This is a genomic window from Microbulbifer rhizosphaerae, from assembly GCF_014191725.1.
Taxonomy (GTDB): Bacteria; Pseudomonadota; Gammaproteobacteria; order Pseudomonadales; family Cellvibrionaceae; genus Microbulbifer; species Microbulbifer rhizosphaerae.
Genome location: NZ_JACHWZ010000034.1, coordinates 1 through 20,439, shown reverse-complemented (window position 1 = coordinate 20,439; position 20,439 = coordinate 1). Strand labels below are relative to the sequence as shown.

General features: G+C 61.3%; 17 protein-coding genes. 15 read left to right on the top strand and 2 right to left on the bottom strand.

Annotated features, from left to right (window positions below):
• Window positions 1–221 precede the first annotated feature (221 nt).
• Window positions 222–1,718: a M48 family metalloprotease gene (locus FHS09_RS21480; protein WP_183463806.1), complete on the bottom strand. Its 1,497-nt coding sequence runs from the start codon at window positions 1,716–1,718 to the stop codon at window positions 222–224.
• Between the two features lie 234 nt (window positions 1,719–1,952).
• Here FHS09_RS21480 and FHS09_RS21475 point away from each other — a divergent pair, with 234 nt between their 5' ends.
• From FHS09_RS21475 to FHS09_RS21450, 6 genes are all read left to right on the top strand, one after another.
• Entirely contained in the window at window positions 1,953–2,216 is a 264-nt protein-coding gene (locus tag FHS09_RS21475; RefSeq protein ID WP_183463804.1) for a sulfurtransferase TusA family protein, read from the top strand.
• A 4-nt stretch (window positions 2,217–2,220) separates the two neighbouring features.
• Window positions 2,221–3,342 carry an AI-2E family transporter gene (locus tag FHS09_RS21470; protein ID WP_183463802.1) on the top strand — a complete coding sequence of 374 codons (1,122 nt, stop codon included), beginning with the start codon at window positions 2,221–2,223 and terminating at the stop codon, window positions 3,340–3,342.
• Between the two features lie 94 nt (window positions 3,343–3,436).
• Window positions 3,437–4,540: a phosphoribosylaminoimidazolesuccinocarboxamide synthase gene (locus FHS09_RS21465; protein ID WP_183463800.1), complete on the top strand. Its 1,104-nt coding sequence runs from the start codon at window positions 3,437–3,439 to the stop codon at window positions 4,538–4,540.
• A 322-nt stretch (window positions 4,541–4,862) separates the two neighbouring features.
• Window positions 4,863–7,250 carry a VIT domain-containing protein gene (locus tag FHS09_RS21460; protein WP_343057543.1) on the top strand — a complete coding sequence of 796 codons (2,388 nt, stop codon included), beginning with the start codon at window positions 4,863–4,865 and terminating at the stop codon, window positions 7,248–7,250.
• Window positions 7,250–7,828, top strand: coding sequence for a class GN sortase (locus tag FHS09_RS21455; protein ID WP_183463795.1), 579 nt, complete (start codon window positions 7,250–7,252; stop codon window positions 7,826–7,828). The genes FHS09_RS21460 and FHS09_RS21455 overlap by 1 nt, the downstream gene beginning before the upstream one ends.
• A 197-nt stretch (window positions 7,829–8,025) precedes the next feature.
• Window positions 8,026–10,755 carry a winged helix-turn-helix domain-containing protein gene (locus tag FHS09_RS21450; RefSeq protein WP_183463793.1) on the top strand — a complete coding sequence of 910 codons (2,730 nt, stop codon included), beginning with the start codon at window positions 8,026–8,028 and terminating at the stop codon, window positions 10,753–10,755.
• 78 nt (window positions 10,756–10,833) lie between these two features.
• Here FHS09_RS21450 and FHS09_RS21445 read toward each other — a convergent pair whose 3' ends face one another.
• Window positions 10,834–11,367 (bottom strand): hypothetical protein, encoded by a 534-nt coding sequence (locus tag FHS09_RS21445; RefSeq protein ID WP_183463791.1) that lies wholly within the window; start codon window positions 11,365–11,367, stop codon window positions 10,834–10,836.
• A 929-nt stretch (window positions 11,368–12,296) separates the two neighbouring features.
• On the opposite strand from FHS09_RS21445, the gene aceE reads away from it, so the two are divergent.
• The 9 genes from aceE (at window position 12,297) to FHS09_RS21400 (ending at window position 20,425) form a co-directional block, all read left to right on the top strand.
• The gene (gene aceE / locus FHS09_RS21440; protein WP_183463788.1) at window positions 12,297–14,966 is read left to right on the top strand and encodes a pyruvate dehydrogenase (acetyl-transferring), homodimeric type; all 2,670 of its coding nucleotides are present in this window, start codon (window positions 12,297–12,299) and stop codon (window positions 14,964–14,966) included.
• Between the two features lie 26 nt (window positions 14,967–14,992).
• On the top strand, window positions 14,993–16,660 hold the full coding sequence (gene aceF, locus FHS09_RS21435; protein WP_183463786.1) for a dihydrolipoyllysine-residue acetyltransferase: 1,668 nt from the start codon (window positions 14,993–14,995) through the stop codon (window positions 16,658–16,660).
• Window positions 16,661–16,985: 325 nt separating this feature from the next.
• Window positions 16,986–17,255 carry a hypothetical protein gene (locus FHS09_RS21430; RefSeq protein WP_183463784.1) on the top strand — a complete coding sequence of 90 codons (270 nt, stop codon included), beginning with the start codon at window positions 16,986–16,988 and terminating at the stop codon, window positions 17,253–17,255.
• An 80-nt stretch (window positions 17,256–17,335) separates the two neighbouring features.
• Complete coding sequence (locus FHS09_RS21425; RefSeq protein ID WP_183463782.1) at window positions 17,336–17,584, top strand: hypothetical protein; 249 nt, start codon at window positions 17,336–17,338, stop codon at window positions 17,582–17,584.
• Window positions 17,574–17,939, top strand: a complete 366-nt coding sequence (locus FHS09_RS21420; protein WP_183463780.1) for a hypothetical protein — start codon at window positions 17,574–17,576, stop codon at window positions 17,937–17,939. Before FHS09_RS21425 ends, FHS09_RS21420 begins: the two co-directional genes overlap by 11 nt.
• 15 nt (window positions 17,940–17,954) lie before the next feature.
• Complete coding sequence (locus FHS09_RS21415; RefSeq protein ID WP_183463778.1) at window positions 17,955–18,812, top strand: C1 family peptidase; 858 nt, start codon at window positions 17,955–17,957, stop codon at window positions 18,810–18,812.
• A 57-nt stretch (window positions 18,813–18,869) separates the two neighbouring features.
• The gene (locus tag FHS09_RS21410) at window positions 18,870–19,169 is read left to right on the top strand and encodes a DUF2188 domain-containing protein (RefSeq protein ID WP_183463776.1); all 300 of its coding nucleotides are present in this window, start codon (window positions 18,870–18,872) and stop codon (window positions 19,167–19,169) included.
• Window positions 19,170–19,454: 285 nt separating this feature from the next.
• Window positions 19,455–19,811 (top strand): hypothetical protein, encoded by a 357-nt coding sequence (locus FHS09_RS21405; protein WP_183463774.1) that lies wholly within the window; start codon window positions 19,455–19,457, stop codon window positions 19,809–19,811.
• Window positions 19,812–19,897: 86 nt separating this feature from the next.
• A complete protein-coding gene (locus FHS09_RS21400) occupies window positions 19,898–20,425 on the top strand; it encodes a hypothetical protein (RefSeq protein ID WP_183463772.1) in 528 nt (175 codons plus the stop codon).
• The last annotated feature ends 14 nt before the right edge of the window (window positions 20,426–20,439 follow it).

Here is a 20,439-nt window from a genome sequence, read left to right as displayed (position 1 = left end):
CGATGTGGCTCTGTGTTTAGGGTTCTTTCCAGCCTCCAAACATAACCCACGATGTCGAGGCTGGGCAGGTCAATCCATGATGTCTACAGGGTGCCTGTAGGAGCGGCCGCTGGCCGCGATCAATCTTTCAGTGAGTTACAAATGTCTGCGCGCGGCGGCGAAACGCTCCGGCGGTAATGAGCTGGCCCGCGTATTCCGCATTCACCATCCCGAATTCCGCATTAAAGCTCCTTCGCCTTCTCCTGCATCTTGATCACATCTTTCATACGCTGCTCCAGGATCGCGTGGGTCTGGTAGTCGTCCTTGGCCATGCGGATGCCGTGACGCAGGTGCTGCAGGGCCTTGTCGAAAACGCCGTTGAGAATGTAGTACTCGGCGCGCGCCTCGTGTACGCCGACGATGTCCCCTGCCAGGCCGTGGGTCTCCGCAAGCAGGTACCAGACCGTCGGGTCCTTTTTGCGTACGCGGCTGTGCCTTTCGAGGATGCGCTCCGCGGCCAGGTAGTTACCCGCTTTGAAGTGGGCGTTGGCCAGGCCCATGGTCAGGGCGTGATCGCCGGGGTTCCTTTCGAGCGCCTTGCGCAGGCGCTTGGTGGCGCTGCTGTGATCCTGGCGGGCCAGGTCGATATCCGCGCGGGCCAGTACAAAGGCCGCTTTATCCGGCTCCCTGTCCAGCAGCGGCTGCAGGGTTTCCAGGGCAGTGTCCATTTTGCCGGCGGCGGTCTGCGCCAGTGCCAGGCCGTAGCGGGCGGCGTCCTCGTTGTCGCTGATGCCGCGCAGTTCCGCCTGGAAGCGTTTGACCGCCTGTTGCGGGGTGGCTTCGGCGGCCACGCGGATGCGTGCGCGCATCAGGTGGTATTCGCGGCTATCGCTGGTCTCGACCGCCGGCATGCGGTTGGCGCGCAGTTTGGCATCGGCGATGCGCTTTTCGGTCACCGGGTGGGTGAGCAGGAACTCCGGCGGGCGGCGGTAATAACGGGTGGCCCTGAGCATCTGTTCGAACATCTCGCCGGCCTCCTCGGGATTGCGGCCGGATTTGGCCAGGGTCTCGATGCCCACCCGGTCCGCTTCCTGTTCGTTCTGGCGGGAGAAGCGCAGCTGGCTGTCCAGCGCGGCGGCCTGGGTGGCGGTCATCGCCGCGATGCCGGCGTCACCGCCGGCGGTGGCGGCGAGAACCAGGGCGCCAAGCATGCCCGCGAGGGTGGGGATGGTACTGTTGCGCTGGGCCTCAAGGGATCGGGCGTAGTGGCGCTGGCTGAGGTGGCCCAGTTCGTGGGCGATCACCGACGCGAACTGATCTTCGTTCTCGGCAAACAGGAACAGGCCGGTATGTACGCCCATGATGCCGCCGGGCACCGCGAAGGCGTTCATGGTGTCGTTACTGACCACCACCACGTCGATGGACTTGTCTTCCAGTGGGGCGTATTCGGACAGGCTCTTGACCGTATTTTCCACGTACTGCTGCAGCAGCGCGTCGTTGGAGGTGCGTACCTGGCTGCGGAACATGCGCAGCCACATCTGCCCCAATTCCTTCTCCCGTGTTCGGGATACCACACCGCTGCTGCTGTCGCCCAGTTCCGGCAACAGGATCTGGCCGTCGTCGGCGACTGCCGCCAGCGGCGCGCCGAGCAACAAGCCCAGACCCAGGATCGCCAGCCCGCTGCCGAGGTGCCGGCGGGAAGGGGAGCGCCGCGAGTTTTTCTGTTGGTGATCGATCATCTGTGGCTACTGCTTGGTCAAGAAAAGATCTAAGACAACTCTATACGGAACCTCGGCGAGCTGTCGAGGTTTTGACCAAGAGGGCGGGGAAAAGGTTCTGTTGTTTGTGAACTGTGACTCCGGGCCCAAGAGCGTACCCCTTGGCGGGCGAGCGGGTGGACGAATGAAGGGACGCGGCATTTCATACAACATCCGGGCTATAATCCGCCGCACTGCCGATTCTCGACCGAGACGATGACCGGAACTGTACAGACACAAAACGTGGACTGGGATGCCGCGTACACCCTGGATACCTGCGGACAGGCCTGTCCGCAGCCGCTGCTGGCCATGCGCCGGGCCCTGGGTGAACTGCCCGCCGGTACGCTGTTGCGCGTGCTGGCCACAGATCCGGGTTCCTGGAGGGATTTCCACAGTTACGCCGAACTGAGCCGCAGGCCGCTGCTGCGCGCGGAGCAGCGGGGCGGGGTATTCAGCTACTGGATAAAACGAGACGACTGAAATTATGCTGGCGATAGTCCGAAACTGGGTAAACCGCTACTTCAGCCAGGAAGAGGTCGTGCTGCTGGTGCTGCTGATGCTGGCGGCTCTGGTGGTTCTGGCCACCCTCGGCCAGGTACTGGCCCCGGTGCTGGCGGCATTGATCATCGCCTTTCTGATGCAGGGTATGGTGCAGCGGCTGGTTTCCTGGAAAGTGCCTCACTGGCTGGCGGTAACCCTGGCCTGCCTGGTGCTGGTGGGCACTATCGTCGCCCTGTTCCTGGTGGTGCTGCCGATTATCTGGCGCCAACTGGTGCGGCTGTTCGCCGAGCTGCCGAATATGATCGAGCAGGGGCAGCGGCTGCTGCTGCTGCTGCCGGAGCGCTACCCGCGGCTGGTTTCCGCGGAGCAGATCGACGATATCTTCAATACCCTGGGCAGCGAACTGGGCTCGGTGGGCCAGACCCTGGTGACCTTCTCCCTCGCCAACCTGCCGGTGCTGGCGGCGGTGCTGATTTACGCGGTGGTGGTGCCCATCCTGGTGTTTTTCTTTCTCAAGGACTCCGACAAACTGGTCAACTGGTGCGTCTCTTTCCTGCCCAATCGCAGGCCCATGCTGCGCCAGATCTGGCACGAAATGAACGACCAGGTGGCCAACTATGTGCGCGGCAAGGTGATCGAGATCTCCATCGTCGCCGTGGTCAGCTACGCCGCCTTCCTGATGCTGGGGGTCAATTACGCGCTGCTGCTGGCGGTGGCTGTGGGGCTCAGTGTGTTGATTCCCTATATCGGGGCCGCAGTGGTGACCATCCCGGTGGCTGCCATCGGGCTGTTCCAGTGGGGCTGGAGCAGCGAGTTCTTCTACCTGATCCTGGCCTACGGCATTATCCAACTGCTCGACGGCAACGTGCTGGTGCCACTGCTGTTTTCCGAGGCGGTCAACCTGCACCCGGTGGCGATTATTCTCGCGGTGCTGTTTTTCGGCGGCATCTGGGGTTTCTGGGGCGTCTTCTTCGCCATTCCGCTGGCGACGCTGCTGAAGGCAATCATGAACGCCTGGCCGACTGCCGGTCACCAGGCCGAATGGGAGGCCAGGGAGATGGGGGAAAACGGCGAAGCCAGCACCGGCGGCAACGATCAGCAATGAGCACAGCAATGAACGCGGGGCTCTGTCTGCGCTGGAGGGCTTTTGCTAGAATCCCGCGCTTTCTCTCTGGCAGACCCTGAACAGGTATAGATCCATGAGCCTTGCCGACAAAGTACTGGCGGTCAACGACGACCTGCCGATTCGCACCGACAAGCCCATCCACAGCGGCAAAGTCCGCTCCGTCTACTGGCTCACCGAGGCCGACAGCCGCCGCCTGATACAGGAAAAGGGCTACCCCGTGGCCCCGGATGCGCCGCTGGCGGTGATGGTGATCTCCGACCGCATCTCCGCGTTCGACTGCATCTGGACCGGTGAGGGCGGCATGCGCGGCGTGCCGGGCAAGGGGGCGGCGTTGAACGCTATCTCCAACCACTGGTTCAAGTTGTTCCGGGACAACGGCCTGGCGGACAGCCACATCCTCGACATTCCCCACCCGCTGGTATGGATAGTGCAGAAGGCGCGCCCGGTGATGATCGAGGCCATCGCCCGCCAGTACATCACCGGCTCCATGTGGCGCGCCTACGCCAAGGGCGAGCGTGAATTCTGCGGCATCGAAATTCCCGACGGCCTGCAGAAGGATCAGAAGCTGCCGGAATTGCTGATCACCCCGTCCACCAAGGGCATCCTCAAGGACATTCCCGGTGTGCCGGAGGCGGACGACGTCAACATCACCCGCGGCAACATTGAAGACAATTTCGAGGCCTTCAACTTCCGCAGCCGCGACGATATCGACCTCTACGAGAAGCTGCTGAAAGAGGGCTTTTACGTGATCTCCGAGGAACTGGAAAAACTTGACCAGATCTTCGTCGACACCAAATTTGAGTTCGGCTACGTCACCGACGCCAGCGGCGAGGAAAAGCTGATCTATATGGACGAAGTGGGCACCCCGGACTCCTCCCGTATCTGGGATGGCGAACAGTACCGCGTCGGCAAGATAGTGGAGAACTCCAAAGAGGGTTTCCGCCAGGCGCTGCTGAACCACTTCCCGGACCCGGATATCCTGCTCAACAAGCACCGCATGCCCGAACGCCAAGCCCTGGCCCGCGACAACGAGCTGCCGGCATCCATGCTGATGGATGTCTCAGCCACTTACGTGGGGATTGCGGAAAAGATTATCGGCCAGAAACTGGAGATTTCAGACAACCCGAAGGCGGAACTGATCGAGGTACTGCGCAACGGCTATGGTTTGATTGATTAGGGGGCCGATCGACTGGGATCGGATGATTTGCAAAAAACCGGCGCTTGCGCCGGTTTTTTTTGTGCCGTTATTTTTTGAACGCTGAAGGCTCCAGCCCCTCAACGGACCTGAGGACGAGCGGCCTACTACCGCATCAGGCCCTTCGCATCGCGACTTTCGTCCTTATCTGATACCGATCGCGGCCAGCGGCTCCTGCAGTGTCTTCCGGCTCCTGTCAGAATTCGCCACAATTCCCCTTCTTCCCGCCGCTATCCAAGCCCGATTCCGCCCGCTTGCCCCTTTTTAATCCTCTCCAGAACGAAACAAATATGGAGGGATGCAAGTGAACAGGGCACTTTTTTCCGGCCAGCGCATACCGCGCGAACTGCTGGTACTGCCGACCGAGGAATACTACCGCCGCCGTTACCGCGGCGGGAAGCGCAGCCGCTGGCTGCTGTTTCTGATTACCGCGCTGGCGGTATTTATCGCCGCGGTGGGCGCGCGGGCGGAACAGCCTGTCACCCTGGACGACGTGGAAAGCGGGGACCTGTTGTTCAACAGCGCAGAGCAGGGCCGCTATGTCCCGGCAGTCCACCTGGCCAGCCATGCGCGTGTTGAGGTGCGCGGCTTGGTGGCGGAAGTGCAGCTGGAGCAGGCCTTCGCCAACCGCAGCGACCAGTGGCAGGAGGCGGTGTACGTACTGCCACTGCCGGAACAGGCGGCGGTGAACGGCCTGGAAATCCAGGTGGGCGAACGGCGTATCGTCGGCAAGGTGCGCGAGCGCGAGCAGGCCGCGCAGATCTACAAGGCTGCCCGCGCCGCCGGCAAGCGCGCCGCACTGTTGGAGCAGCAGCGCCCGAACCTGTTTACCAACAAAGTGGCGAATATTGCCCCGGGCGAAACCATTCGCGTGCATATCCGCTACCTGCAGCCGGTGGCTTACGACAGCGGCACTTTCAGCCTGCGCCTGCCCACCACACTGACACCGCGTTATATTCCCGGCAAGGTGATCGAAGGTGTCGAAACCGAGTTGTCAGTCGATGGTGATGGCTGGGCTCTTCCCACGAACCAAGTGCCGGACGCAGATAAAATCACTCCATTTATGTGGATTCCACCGGTGGAATCCACCCTTCGGGGCAGCGTAAAGTCGCCTAAAATGCCTCCCGACAGCTTTGCGCAACCGGCCACAGAGCTGACTGCAAACAGCAGCCACAAAATCTCCATCGAGGTAAAACTGGACGGCGGGCTGCCCTTGGCGGATATCAACAGCCCCTATCACGATATCGATTTCAAAAAGCACAGCGGCGGAAGCTATTCCGTCACCCTGCGCAACGGCAGTGCGGCCATGGATCGGGATTTCGCCCTGCGCTGGCGCCCGCGCACGTCCGCTATGCCCCGCGCGGCGCTGTTTACCGAAAAGGGATTGGCACCGGACGGAGAAGATGGAAAAGATGGAGAGAAGCTGGCGAGTACTTACCTGCAACTGCTGCTGTTGCCGCCGGACAGCGCAGAAAAAGTGCGGCGCCTGCCGCGGGAAGTGATTTATGTGATCGACACCTCCGGCTCTATGGGCGGCAACTCGATTCGCCAGGCCAAGGAGAGTTTGCTGTTGGCGCTGTCGCGACTGCAGCCGGGGGACCGCTTCAATGTGATTGAATTCAACAGCAACACCCGCGCGCTGTTCCCGCGCCCGGTCGCTGCGGACCCCGTCAATATCCGGCACGCCCGGGCCCAGGTGGAGACCTTGCAGGCCCGTGGCGGCACTGAGATGGCGCCGGCTTTGCGCCTGGCGCTGAGCCAGCAGCTGCCCGGTGACGACAATCTTGTGCGGCAGGTGGTGTTTATCACCGACGGCGCGGTGGGCAACGAGCGTGCGCTATTCGAATTGATCCAGCAATCGCTCGCCAACGCGCGCCTGTTTACCGTCGGCATCGGCTCGGCCCCCAACAGCCACTTTATGCGCAAGGCGGCGCAGTTCGGTCGCGGTGTCTCCGTCACTATCGGCGATCTGGGCGAGGTGCAGGAGAAAATGCAGGCGCTGTTTGCCAAGCTGGAAAATCCGCTGGCGACCGATTTGCAGATCACCTGGCCCCAAGGACTGGTGGTGGAGGCCTACCCGAAAAGAATTCCCGACCTCTACCGCGGTGAGCCGATACAACTGGTGGCGAAGTTCGGGGGCGCCGGGCTGAGCGGTGAGCTGCAGTTGCGCGGAAGACAGGCGGGCAAGCAGTTCCAACTGCGCCTGGCTCTGAAGAAAAGCGGTTCCGATGTTGGCCGCGGGATCGGAAGCGTCTGGGCGCGCAGCAAAATTGAGTCGCTGCGCGACCGCCAACTGGCGGTGGGGGAATCCAGCGAGGCCGGGCAGTCGCTGCGCGAACAGGTATTGCAACTGGCACTGGATCACCAGTTGGCAAGTCCTTACACCAGCTTTGTTGCGGTGGAGGAAAAAGTGGTGCGGCCGCAAGGAGAAGGGCTCTCCAAAAGCCCGGTGCCCAATGTGGTGGCGCGTGGTCAGGTACTGCAGCGTCAGACCTACCCGAGCACCGCCACCGGTCTCAACGCGCAACTGCTGATGGCCGCAGCCCTATTGAGCTTAGGCGGGCTGCTGCGCCGCGGACGGGCGTTGCGGTGCGGTCTGTCGCAGCAATTGCGCCGTTGGCTGCGAAAACTGCTGCCTGATCTGCGCCGGGTCCGGTTGCCGCAGGAGCGTAATCCGGTGAGGACTCGCTAATGCTGCGCGCGGCTCTGTCCGGCATCCTATTGGCCGCCGGGATTTGGCAGCTGGGCGGCGCCGCCTGGCTGCTGGTCAAGGCGGAGCTGGCACAGGTGCTGATCAGCGATGCCTGGGAGGAGCGGCTGCAGACGGGCGTCGAAGTGAAGCCCTGGCCCTGGGCGGACACCTGGCCGGTGGCGAAACTGCAGCTGGATCAGCAAAAACCATTGATGGTACTGGCCGGCGGCAGCGGCCAGGCGCTGGCCTTCGGCCCGGGAATGCTGGCAATCTCCGGCGCGCCGGGAGAGCCGCGCACCACGGTGATCGCCGCCCACCGCGATACCCATTTCGGCGACTTGGGCAAACTCAAACCCGGCGCACCGATTCAGCTGCAGGACAATCGCGGCCGCTGGCATGGCTACAGGGTCAGCGAGACCCGGGTGGTGGACAGCGGTCGCGAACAGCTGCCGATTTTCGCCGAGCCGGGGCTGCTGCTGGTGACCTGCTATCCCTTCGATGCGATAGATCCCCGCGGCCCGTTGCGCTATCTGGTGTACGCCGAGTACCTGGGCGGCGCGGCACCGGTCCAGCTGTGAGGGAAGGGACGCGATCACCGCGCGCTTCAATAGGGTTTTTATCCCTGGCCTATACTGGATGACAGGTTAATCGGTTAAAACATTATAAAAATCTTTAACTCGCGGACACCCGGAGAGTGCCGCCCATTTTTGATGGGGTCGCGCGGAGCGCCCTAGGTGGATGCCCGCGGCCGCAGCCGCCCTAGACGGAGTGCCTGATGCCCGCTAGCAGCGAGAACAGATTCGGTTCGACGCCCATGATCGCCTTGGGCCTGACGCCTCCGCACCTGGTGGAGGACAGTGTGTTGCGCGAGCGGCTGCTGCAAAAGGCCTGTGGCGAGCAGCTTCCCGCGGCGCACCTGTGCCTGGTGACCGCGCCGGCCGGCTACGGCAAGTCCACCTTCCTCGCGCAGTGCCGGCAGCGGTTGCAGGACCGGGGGCTGGCCACCGCCTGGCTGACCCTGGATGAGGAGGACAATGAAGAGGGCCTTTTTTTCTACTGCCTGGGCGCGGCCTTCGGTCAGTTTAACCCGGCGGTCACGGGGGAGCTGGTTGAGCGCCGCCTGACGGCGGGCGAGTTCAGCGGCCGGCACCTGATCACCGAGCTGCTCGGATTTCTGGATACCTCCCAGCATTACGCGCTGTTTCTCGACGATTACCACCACATCCACAACCCGGCAGTGCACGAGGCGTTGCGGCTCCTGTTGCTGCACCTGCCCGGTAACCTCTACCTTTTTATCGGCTCGCGCAGCATGCCGCCGGTCCCCCTGTCGCGATACAGTGCGGCCGGCGACCTGTTGCTGCTCGATAGTGGCGACCTGGGTTTCGACAGAGAGGAGACGCGGGCCCTATTGTGCGACGTCAACCATTTGCAGGTGAGCGGCGAGGAGATGGCGCTGTTGTGCGAGAGCACCGGTGGCTGGGCGGCCGTGTTGCAGCTGGCCGCCCTGTCCATGCAGGGCTCCGCCGACCGCAGCCGCCTTGTCAGTGCCTTGTCCGCTAACAGCGGGTCCGTGGCCGACTTTCTCACCGAGGAGGTGGTGGCGCAGATGCCCGGGACCCTGGCCGGTTTTTTGCGCCGCATCGCCATACTCGATCGCTTCTGCGCATCCCTGTGCCTGGCCGTCACCGGCGACCGGGAACACAGTTTCGAGCTGGCGCGGCTGCAGGATTCCCGCCTTCCGGTGCAGAGCCTGGACGAGAGCGGCGACTGGTACCGGCTCCACCCCCTGTTCCGCAATGCCCTTGTGCGGCAACTGGAGTCCACTCGCGCGGAGGATCTGGTGGGGCTGCACCGCCGGGCCAGCACCTGGTTTGAGAAACACGGATTGATGGCGGAGGCCATACAGCATTCCATCAGCGCCGGCGATGAAGGACGTGCGCTGGAGCTGCTCGACGAGGAGGGGATCAGCCTTCTGGTTCAGGGTTACGTGTCCCGGTTCCTCGGCCTGGTCCGGCGCCTGCCGGAGTCGCTGCTGCGGGAGAGCCAGGGGACGCTGATCCAACTGGCCTGGCTGCAGGTGCTCTGTAACCGGTTGGCCCAGGCGCGGCGGCTGCTGGAAGAGCTCAAGAGCCGCAGGTATTCCCTCGAGCCGGCACAGTGGGTGGAGGTCAACTGCATCGAGGCGAACCTGTATGCCTACGACGACCAACTGGACAAGGCGGCGCAACTGACGGACACCTGGCTGCCCCGCTGTCCCCCAGAGCCTGTGTATCTCCGCGACTGCTTCAGGCTGCTGCCGGGCATGTTGCACTACGTCCGGCGGGAGTACGCGCAGGTGCTGGAAATAGCCCGGGAGGTATTGGCGGCTCCCACGGTTCCCAAGCAGGTCTACAACCAGGCTTGGGCCGCCTGCCTCGCCGCGCTCGTCTATCTCGCCGGCGCCCGGCTCAAGGAGGGCATCGGGTATGTGGAGCAGCAGCTGGACAATATCCTGCGCCACGTGATGCCCAACTCCGAGGGGGTGGCTCTGCTGGAGTCGATGACCGGGCTCCTCTGCTACCAGAGGGGAGAGCTACAGCGGGCCGAAACCCTGTTCCAGCGGGGTCTTGAAGCACTGCGGGTCTATGCGACCGTCGACATGGTCATTGGCGTGCTCAGCGCGCGCGCGCGGCTGCTGCACGGCGCGGGCGATACCCAGGGCGCCCTCGACTATCTGGACGAGATGCAGGCGCTGGCGGAGGAGCGCGGCTGGACGCGCCTACGCGCCTGTGTCGTGCACGAGCGGGTGCGGCTGCTGCTGGCGCTGGGCGAACTTGGGCGGGCCAGAGCCTGTTTCGACGAGTGGCAGCACCACTGGGAAATCCTTCCCCGTCCTTCGGGCTACACTCAGGCGAATATCGAAGAGTGGATCGGGGTTGCCGAAGTGCGCCTGATCCTGGCGGAAGGTGATGCGGTGAAGGCCGCGGTTTTGCTGAAGGCATTGATCGGGGAGTCTGTCGAAAATGATCAAGTATTGCGGGCCATGGAACTGCAGGTACTACTGGCCAAGACCTATCTGTCGGAGAACAAACCGGATCAGGCCAAACAGGCGCTGATGGACGCACTGGCCCTGGATCCGGAGAGCGGAGCCATTCAGCTGTTTCGCGACGAGGGCGAGGCGGTGATCGCGGCGCTGACGGCGCTCAGGCAAGATCCGGGGCTCTCCGCCGGGCCCGAGCCGGGTGAGTTGTGGCAACAGCAGATAGACACCATCATCACTCCCGATCAAACCGCTGGGGAGGCGAAGCCGGATCCGGCCGGTGCCGGGTTCGGCGAACTGAGCAAAATGGAGTTGGCAATCCTGGCGCTGGTGGTCGAGGGCTATTCCAACAAGGAAATCTCCGAGCGCCTGGTCGTGCCTATCGACACCGTCAAGACCCACCTGAAATCCGCCTACGGAAAGCTGGGCGTATCCCGGCGCACCCAGGCGGTGCGTCGCCTGCTGCAGCTGGGAATTTTCGAATAGCAGGGAAAGAGATGACCCATAACAAATACCGGCAACAAATGTTACCGGTAATAAACTTGGGGCGCGATTGGTAGAGACTCAATAGAGCACTGCGCGGCGGAAAGTGCGCCGGTGGTGCCCCGCGTATGAGATCGACGTCAACGGCATGCTGATGACGTCGATGAAGACAGAGACGATATCACCGGTAGCCGGCATCTCGCCTTTCAGAACCTCCACCGTGTATATCAGATTCCTGCCCTCCAGCACCGGATTGCGTAGCTCTACCACAACCTGGTGCAGCATTTCGCCTTTGAGAATCGAGACGTCGGCATTGGGTGGGTCGGAAAGGAAGCTGTTTTTGCCCTGGCTCCAGAAGGGAATGAAGGCTTTCGTCTTCATGTTGCCGGCGATACGTTCCGGCCGGTCGGAGAAGAAGAGCGTCACCGGGCTGACGTCCTTCAATGTCAGCCGGTTGGTGCCCTTGTCGAAACTCATGCGTTTCGCCGATTGTACGAAGAGGAAATCTGTGTTGACTTTCGGTTGGGGCTTATTGCCTGGCGGCGCGGCCGAGGCGTTGGCGACGGCCAGGCTGAGGCCGAAGAGTAACAACAGCGGGATGCGAGTCATTTTCATGGTGAATTGCTCGGTTGACGGAAAGGCGGTGCGAGTGCGGCTGTATGGGGCATGCTTTCAGAAAAACTTTAGCCGGGAATACGTGGCCGCGCCAAAGCTGTATCCCTGTTTTCCCCTGGTCGGGAGCAGGAAAATCAGACTTGCCTGTATGTCACCGTCTGCGCATATTCGCCTGCAAGGAGGTTCCGACGGGTGGATTCTCGCACTTTGCCATCTCGATCGACGGCGGCTTCCAGGCGCCTCTGCCGATGGGTGGGATTGAGGGCGGTTCGGTCTTCGGTCAGTTCATGTGCAGCACCAGGTAGATGGCCCCTCCGGCGCCGGCAGTCAGTTGGACTCCTTATGCTTCCCCGGGACTGGTGCTGGATGTAGAGGGTCTGTGAGCCGTCCGGGTTCTTTCTTCAGCTAGCCCGGCCAGCCTGCCTGCGACTATCGGGGTTATCGTCCACGGCAGACGGCCCTCCAGCTCCAGAGGCTGTACCTCGCCAGGAACGTGACCGAAAAGCAATTTCTGGACTCGGTTCTGTAACTATTTTTTCCGGTTTTTCCGCAATATCGTCCGTATACGGGCCGATTCGGCATATATTTGTTTTAGTAATTGGTTTTAATTGTTACTAAATGTCCTATCTGGAAAAACTTTTGTAGTAATACTACAATCGCCCCCGCTTGAGGCTCGCCACGACCGTCCAGCTGCCGAAGCGGCGGCCTGGGTGGGCCAACTTTCACTGTCGAATTACGAATGGCGGAAGAGAGGTACCCTTCCTTCTGTCCCGGTAGTAAGTCGAGCCGGACGGCGATGTCAGGTCCCGCGCGATTCCTTTACCAGTGGGGCACCGCCGCCCCAGCGCTGTACTTTGTCCAGTTGCCAACATTGATTCTGAAATAAGAAAGACCGACTCGACGTCGCACAATTCGCCGAGGAGCACTTGATGCACGAAGAAACCGACAACCAGGAAACGCAGGAGTGGCTGGACGCGCTGCAGGCGGTAATCCGCCACAGCGGCAAGGAGCGTGCCGCATTTCTGCTGAAGCAGCTGTCCGAACGCGCCACTGACGCGGGGGTGAAGCTGCCCCCGGCCATCACCACCCACTACCGCAACACCATTCCGACCAGCGCGGAAAAGCGCATGCCCGGCGACCTGTTTATGGAACGCCGCATCCGCTCACTGATCCGCTGGAACGCATTGGCCATGGTGGTGCGCGCCAACCAGAACGACGACGCTCTGGGCGGGCATATCGCCAGCTTCTCCTCCGCGGCCACGCTGTACGATGTGGGCTTCAACTACTTCTTCCGCGGCAACGAAGGCGAGCAGCTCGGCGATCTGATCTTCTTCCAGGGCCACAGCTCCCCGGGTATCTACGCTCGCTCCTATCTCGAGGGCCGCTTCGACGAGGAGCAGATGGACAACTTCCGCCGCGAAGTGAATGGCAACGGCCTGTCCTCCTACCCACACCCCTGGCTGATGCCGGACTACTGGCAGTTCCCCACCGTATCCATGGGCCTGGGCCCGATTCAGGCGATCTACCAGGCGCACATGATGCGCTACCTGTCCGCCCGCGGGCTGTCTCCGCGGGGCGACCGCAAGGTATGGGCCTTCCTCGGCGACGGCGAGTGTGACGAGCCGGAAACCCTCGGCGCCATCTCCCTGGCCGGCCGTGAGAACCTCGAGAACCTGGTGTTCGTGGTCAACTGTAACCTGCAGCGCCTCGACGGCCCGGTGCGCGGCAACGGCAAGATCGTGCAGGAACTGGAAGGTGTCTTCCGCGGCGCCGGCTGGAACGTGATCAAGGTCCTTTGGGGCCGTCTGTGGGACCCGCTGCTGGAAAAAGACGACAAGGGCCTGCTGCAGAAAGTCATGGACGAGGTGGTCGATGGCGAGATGCAGAACTTCAAGGCCAACGGCGGGGCCTATACCCGCGAGCATTTCTTCGGCAAGTACCCGGAACTGCTGGAGATGGTCAAGGACCTCTCCGACGATGAAATCATGAAGCTGAACCGCGGCGGCCACGACCCCTACAAGGTCTACGCCGCCTACGCCGAGGCCATGGCCAACAAGGGTCAGCCCACGGTAATCCTGGCGCAGACGGTAAAAGGCTACGGCCTGGGCGCCGCCGGCGAAGCGGCCATGGACACCCACTCGGTGAAGAAGCTGGACCTGGACGCTCTCAAGCGCTTCCGCGACCGCTTCGGCATCCCGCTGTCCGACAAGGAGCTGGAGGAGGTTCCCTACTACCGCCCGGCCCCGGACAGTCCGGAAATGAAATATATGGCCGAGCGCCGCAAGTCCCTGGGCGGCCCGGTGCCGTCGCGCAAGGCGGACTTTCCCGCATTGAAGGTGCCCGGCCTGGATGCCTTCAGCGCCCTGACCAAGGGCTCCGGCGACCGCGAAATTTCCACCACCATGGCCTTCGTGCGCGCCATCGCCGCGCTGGTGAAGGACAAGAACATGGGCCAGAACGTGGCGCCCATCGTCCCCGACGAGGCGCGCACCTTCGGTATGGAAGGCCTGTTCCGCCAGTTGGGCATCTACTCTTCCCAGGGGCAGAAATACACCCCAGTCGACCACGGCCAGATCATGTATTACAAGGAAGACAAGAAAGGCCAAGTGCTGGAAGAGGGCATCAACGAGGCCGGCGCCATGTCCGCGTGGATTGCCCTGGCGACCGCCTACAGCAACCACGGCGTGCCCATGGTGCCCTTCTATATCTACTACTCCATGTTCGGCTTCCAGCGCATCGGCGACCTGGCCTGGGCCGCCGGCGACATGCAGGCGCGGGGCTTCCTGATCGGCGCCACCGCCGGCCGCACCACCCTGAACGGCGAGGGCCTGCAGCACCAGGACGGCCACAGCCACGTGCTGGCGTCCACCATCCCGAACTGCAAGAGCTACGATCCTGCCTACGGCTATGAACTGGCGGTAATTATCCAGCACGGCCTGAAGGAGATGTACGAGGAGAAGAAGAATGTCTTCTACTACATCACCATCGAGAACGAGAATTACCTGCAGCCGGAAATGCCCCAGGGCGTGGAAGAGGGCATTATCCGCGGTATCTACCGCGTCAGGTCCGGAGCCAAGAAAAGTGGCAAAGGCAAGGCGGCCAAGAAGCATGTCCAACTGATCGGCGGCGGTACCATCTTGCGTGAAGTGCTGGCCGGGGCGGAAATCCTCGCGAAGGAGTTCGGTGTGACCTCCGACGTGTGGAACCTCACCTCCGGTGTGGAAGCCGCCCGCGAGGGACAGGACGTGGCGCGCTGGAATATGCTGCACCCGGAGGACGAACCGCGCAAACCTTGGATTACCCAGCAGTTCGAAGGCAACGAATCCCCGGTGGTGGCTGCCACCGACTACATTCGTTCCTACGTGGAGCCGCTGCGGGAATTCATTCCCGGCGACCTCACGGTACTGGGCACCGACGGTTTCGGCCGCAGCGACAGCCGCGAACAGCTGCGCCGCTTCTTCGAGGTGGATCGCAACTATGTGGTCGTCGCCGCGCTGAATGGCCTGGTGAAGCAGGGCGTGATCGACGCAAAAGAAGTGAGCGAGGCCATCCGGAAGCTCAATGTCGATCCGGAAAAAATTAACCCGCGTATTAGCTGAGGCACGCTCGAAAGGAAGGCAAAAACATGGCAAAGCAAGTCATTAAAGTGCCTGATCTCGGCGGTGCCGATCAGGTGGACGTGATTGAAATCACCGTGGCGGCGGGCGATACCGTCGCGGAAGAGGATTCGCTGATCGTTGTGGAGGGCGACAAGGCCTCCATGGATGTGCCCTCTCCCTATGCGGGCAAAATCCTCAGTATCTCCGTATCCGAGGGGGACAAGGTCTCCGAGGGCGATGTGATCGGCGAGATCGAAACAGAGGCCGAGGGCGAGGAAGAGGAAAAGGCGGAGGCCGAACCGGAGGAGAAAACCTCTGAGCAGGAAAAAGCCGAAGAGAAGCCGGTCGAGACCACTGGCGGCGAAACGTCCGAGGCCGGTGAGGAAAAGGAAGAATCCATCACCGTCCCCGACCTCGGTGGTGCGGACCAGGTGGACGTGATCGAAATTTGCGTAAAGCCCGGCGACGAAGTGGCCGAGGGCGATTCGCTGGTGGTGCTGGAAGGCGACAAGGCCTCCATGGACGTTCCCTCGCCGACTTCCGGCACTGTGGTTTCCATCGCGGTGAAGGAGGGCGACAAGGTTTCCGCCGGCGACGACCTGGGCGTGTTGAAAGTAGTGTCCTCCGGCGCTGCGAAGCAATCTGTGGAAGAAAAACCCGCGGAAGAAAAACCCAAGGAGAAGGAAGCTCCGGCCAAAGAGGAAAAGCCTGCCGAAACGGCCGAACCCCCCGCGGCACCGCAGAAGGACCACCAGGTGGAGCGGGACCTCACCGTTTCCGCGGAAGTCTACGCCGGCCCCGCGGTGCGCAAGCTGGCGCGGGAACTGGGCGTGACCCTGAACAAGGTCAAGCCCACCGGCCCCCGCAGCCGCGTCACCAAGGACGACCTGCACGCCTATATCAAGGAGCAGGTGAAGAAGTCCGAGAGCGGCGGTGCCCTGGGCGTCGGCGCCGGTATCGGCATTGCCAAGATGCCGGAAGTGGATTTCGGCCAGTTCGGCCCGGTAACCGCCGAGCCCATGTCCAAGATCCACAAGCTCACCGCCGCCAATATGGCGCGCAACTGGCTCAACGTGCCTCACGTCACCCAGTTCGACGATGCGGATATCACCGAGCTGGAGGAATTCCGCAAGTCCATGAAAGCGGAGGCGGAAAAGCGCGGCGTGAGACTCACTCCCGTGCCCTTCCTGCTCAAGGCCGCCGCCGCCGCGTTGCGCGCTGAGCCCAGCTTCAACGTATCGCTGCACAACGACGGCGAACACATTGTGCGCAAGGACTACGTGCATATCGGCATGGCGGTGGATACACCCAAGGGCCTGATGGTGCCGGTGATCCGCGACGTGGATCGCAAGGGCTTGTACGAACTGGCCGAAGAGGCCAGCGAGATGGCGCTGAAGGCGCGTGACGGCAAGCTGAAACCGCGGGACATGCAGGGCGCCTGCTTCACTATTTCCAGCCTCGGCGCCATCGGCGGCACCGGCTTTACGCCGATCGTCAATGCGCCGGAAGTGGGTATCCTCGGTGTTTCCAAGCTGAGTGTGCAGCCGGTGTGGAACGGTAAGGAGTTTGTGCCGAGGCAGATGCTGCCGCTGGCGCTGTCCTACGATCACCGCGCGGTAAACGGCAGCGATGCCGGGCGCTTTATGACCTACCTGGTCAACGTGTTGGGCGACGTGCGCCGCCTGTTGCTCTGACCCGCCACGACTCTCCTGTAGGAGCGGCGACCGCCAAGGATGGCGGGGTGCCGCCCAGCGGGGTGCCGCCCAGCGGGGTGCCGCCCAGCGGAAATGCAGATTTTGCAGGGCCGAAGGCGCCGCGAATGCGTGGAGCGGCCGGGGCAAAAATCTGCCCATGGCCGCGATCGATCTGTGACAACATCGATCGCGGCCATGGGCCGCTCCAAGTACTCGATGAATTCCGCGCATAAATTTTCCCGCATCCCCTAGCTAAAAATCCCGCCAGCTACACTGAAGAATACAAACCTTTCGCTTAACTCTGAAAGTAAAGAGGTATTCGGAAATGAAGCGCATAGGGACATTCGCCCTGCCAGTGGTAACAGCGCTGGCCCTGCAAGGCTGCGTTCTTCTTCCCGTCGACGACAAGGACGGCTTTGATCCCTTCTTTTTCGATCCGGATGACAACAGTCACAGCGCCGACTTCGTCGAGGTCGGCAATTACCAAGCCAATTCCTATGCACCGCCGGCGGCAAGCCGCCACTGCAGTGTGGAGGCTGAATTGCAATCGGTGGGTTCCGCCTGCTGGTTTTTTCCGGTAATGCGGGTCTACTGATCTCAGAACTTGAAAGAATAGATCCTCTCCCTTCGGGGAGAGAGGATTGGGAGAGGGGCCACCCTACGGAGAAATTTCCTATGCCGCTACGAACGATATCCTTCGCATTTGTCGCCTCTTTGCTGCTCGCCGGCTGCGGCGTCAGTGACACTCGCGACCAAGTGGTCTATCCCCATAGCAAACCGATTCCCCGCGCCGCCTCCCATGCGGAGCAGAGGAGCAGCTGTCCCGGTAATGCCGAGGAACTCGCTCCTGGCTCCATCTGCCCGCCGAGCGCCCAGTGTTTCGAAATTTACGGCGGCCGCCGCTGTATCATCTATGAAAGGTAAATTTGCAATAACCGCGCTCGCCGCGGCCTCACTGCTCGGCGGCTGCGCCGGTTGGGATGGCTACTGGAACGACCTCTGCGGCACCCCGCAGGTCTACACCCACCAGCCCATTCCGCTGGAGGAAATGCCAGCCTTCCCGCGCCACTGCCTGCCGGGTGACACGGAAGTGATGGCCTATTCCCAGTGCCCGGTCGGCGAAGCCGCCTGCTACCAGCTGGATACCGGAAACTGGTGCACCGGTATCAGCATGGCCCAGTGCCCGGGCGGCTCCATCCCTATCGCCGTAGACGTTCAGTGCCCGGTTGCCGGCAGCTGCTGGATGCATTCCAGCGGGCTGCGCTGCCACTCGGTGTAGCAAAGGAGTACGGCTATGCGGCAGATACACGGCCGCGGGCTCGGTTGGAATCGCGATCTTCCGGATATTCGCGATTACACACCCTCGACAAAATCGGTGTCGGGAATACTCGGTAAGTCCACGCCGCTGAAGCAGGCGCTGAAGGCGCCGCCGCCCTCCGTGGACCTACGCGAATTCTGTTCGCCGATCGAAGACCAGGGGCAATTGGGTTCCTGTACCGCCCACGCCGGTGTCGGCATGCTGGAATACTTTGAGCGGAGAGCCTTCGGCAAACACCTGGATGCCTCGCGGCTGTTCCTCTACAAGGTGACCCGGCAATTACTCGGTTTCACCGGGGACGACGGCGCCTTTCTGCGCGACACCATGAAAGCGATGGTTTTGTTCGGTGTTCCGGCGGAAAAGTACTGGCCCTATGATCCCGAGAAGTTCAACGATGACCCCAGCAGCTTCTGTTTCACCTTCGCGCAAAGCTACAAGGCGATCGAGTACTTCCGTCTCGACCCGCCGGATGTGGACAGAAGTGAACTGCTCGGCAGGATCAAGGAGAGCCTCGCCGGCCAGTTGACGGCGATGTTCGGCTTTACGGTTTATTCCTCCATGCCGCCTCCGGGCGACGGAAAAGGTGAGATTCCTTTCCCGACCACCGGCGACTCCTTCGAGGGCGGCCATGCGGTGCTCGCCGTCGGTTATGATGATAAAAAGAAAATCGCCGGTGAAAAGGGCGCCTTGCTGATTCGCAATTCCTGGGGAGAGGGCTGGGGCGTGGAGGGCTACGGTTGGCTGCCCTATGCTTATGTTGAAGCCGGGTTGGCGACGGACTTCTGGTCCATGGTCAGGGCCGATTTCATCGATACCGACTTGTTCAAGGCCTGATGTGCCGTCCGGCCCGTTCGATGGGTTTTTTTATCTGCAACAGTCGAGGAGGTTCGCATGCAGAGTTATCACATCACCAAAGAGGGCGATCACTGGAAACTGGCCAGGGAGGGCTCCGCTCGAGCCTCGCTGACCGCGGAAACCAAACGTGAGATCATCAGTGCCACCAGTACCTTTATGAAGGGCAAGGAGGCCTTGGTAAAGATCCACAAACTGGATGGCGGGGTTCAGGAGGAGAGGACCTATGTGACCGGAAGCAATCCTCGCGGAACCAGTCCCCGCGCGAGCAGTTCCCGCGGGAAAAAGTCCGGGTCCGGTAAAACCAAGTCGGCCCGGCGCCCGCGCCGTCTCCAGTGACGATCAACTTCACTTGAGTTACCGGCAAGGTACCGGGACCGGGATTTCGGAACCATCGGCTCCCAAATTCCGGTCCCGGTACTTTGGCTTCGATTCGCAGTTTTAGCCTTTATCGGCGCCCGGCCCCCAGGTTCCTAATGATAAGGCTTGATCAAAGCCCATAGTAAAAATCCCGCCGTTTCCTGCAATTAAATATTTCGTGTAAAGTTTATATGTCCGCCTGCCGGGTACAAGAACCGGGTTGCGGCATAGAGAGAATGTTCAATAATTTCGTAGAGACAGGGTATGAGCTGGATAGGGGGCGTGCTGATCGCGATAGACCAGTTGGGCAATGCCATTGCCGGCGGCAACCCGGATGCCACCATTTCCGCACGGACCGGCTATTTTGCCAGGGTGGAAGACACCCCGTTCAGACCCTACTGGGAGGTGATGGAGCGGATTATCGATTTTACCTTTCTGCCAATCGACGGTCCGGATCACTGCTACAACGCCTACCTCTCAGATAAGGACGAGAAAAATGAAGAGGGCAGCGATATCATGCGCGGCCTGCTGGGGATTGTCGTCATTCTGGTCTGTATTCCCCTCTCTGTGGTCACCAGGATATATACCTTCGTTTTTCCTTGGACGAAATACAGAGCCTGAGTTCCGGAAAATTGATAGCGGGTGTCTTCCGGCAGTTGGCCGGGACTGAAAGCGCTGTGGCTTCTTTATCTGAACAGATTGATTAAATGACCATTGAACCTGTTGAAAAGTATATAGAGTATTTCAGGCGGTGTTACCGCGCCGACAGTTCCGATCTCTCCCTAACGAATATAACCAAGGTCCGCAAGGACAGGCTTATCCATTTCTCGGAGAGAGACTTTCTCGCCTGCGGGGAGCTGCCGAGGACGCCCTTGGTAGGAGAAAAAGCGCAGTCCCTGTTGGAGCAGTCCGATACTTATCGGAGGGAAAGACGGCTGGTCTACGGATGCCTGATGATTACCGGTACCGTCGACCAGGCTGGAGGCTTCTCAAACAGGCGAAAGATATTCTCTCCACTGATCTATTTCCCGGCAAACCTGATCGTTGAAGAGGATATCTATCTGGATATCGACACTACCGATATCCGGGCAAATCTTGCGCTGCTGAGACTGCTGCTCAGGCCGGAGTTTGAGGCGAGTGCAGTGGATAGTTTCCTAGTGTGGTGTAAGGTACTAATTGTATATATCAGCGGGCCGCTAAGCGGCCAGATGCAAGGCGCATTTGCGCTGGCGTAGTTGTTCTACGTCAA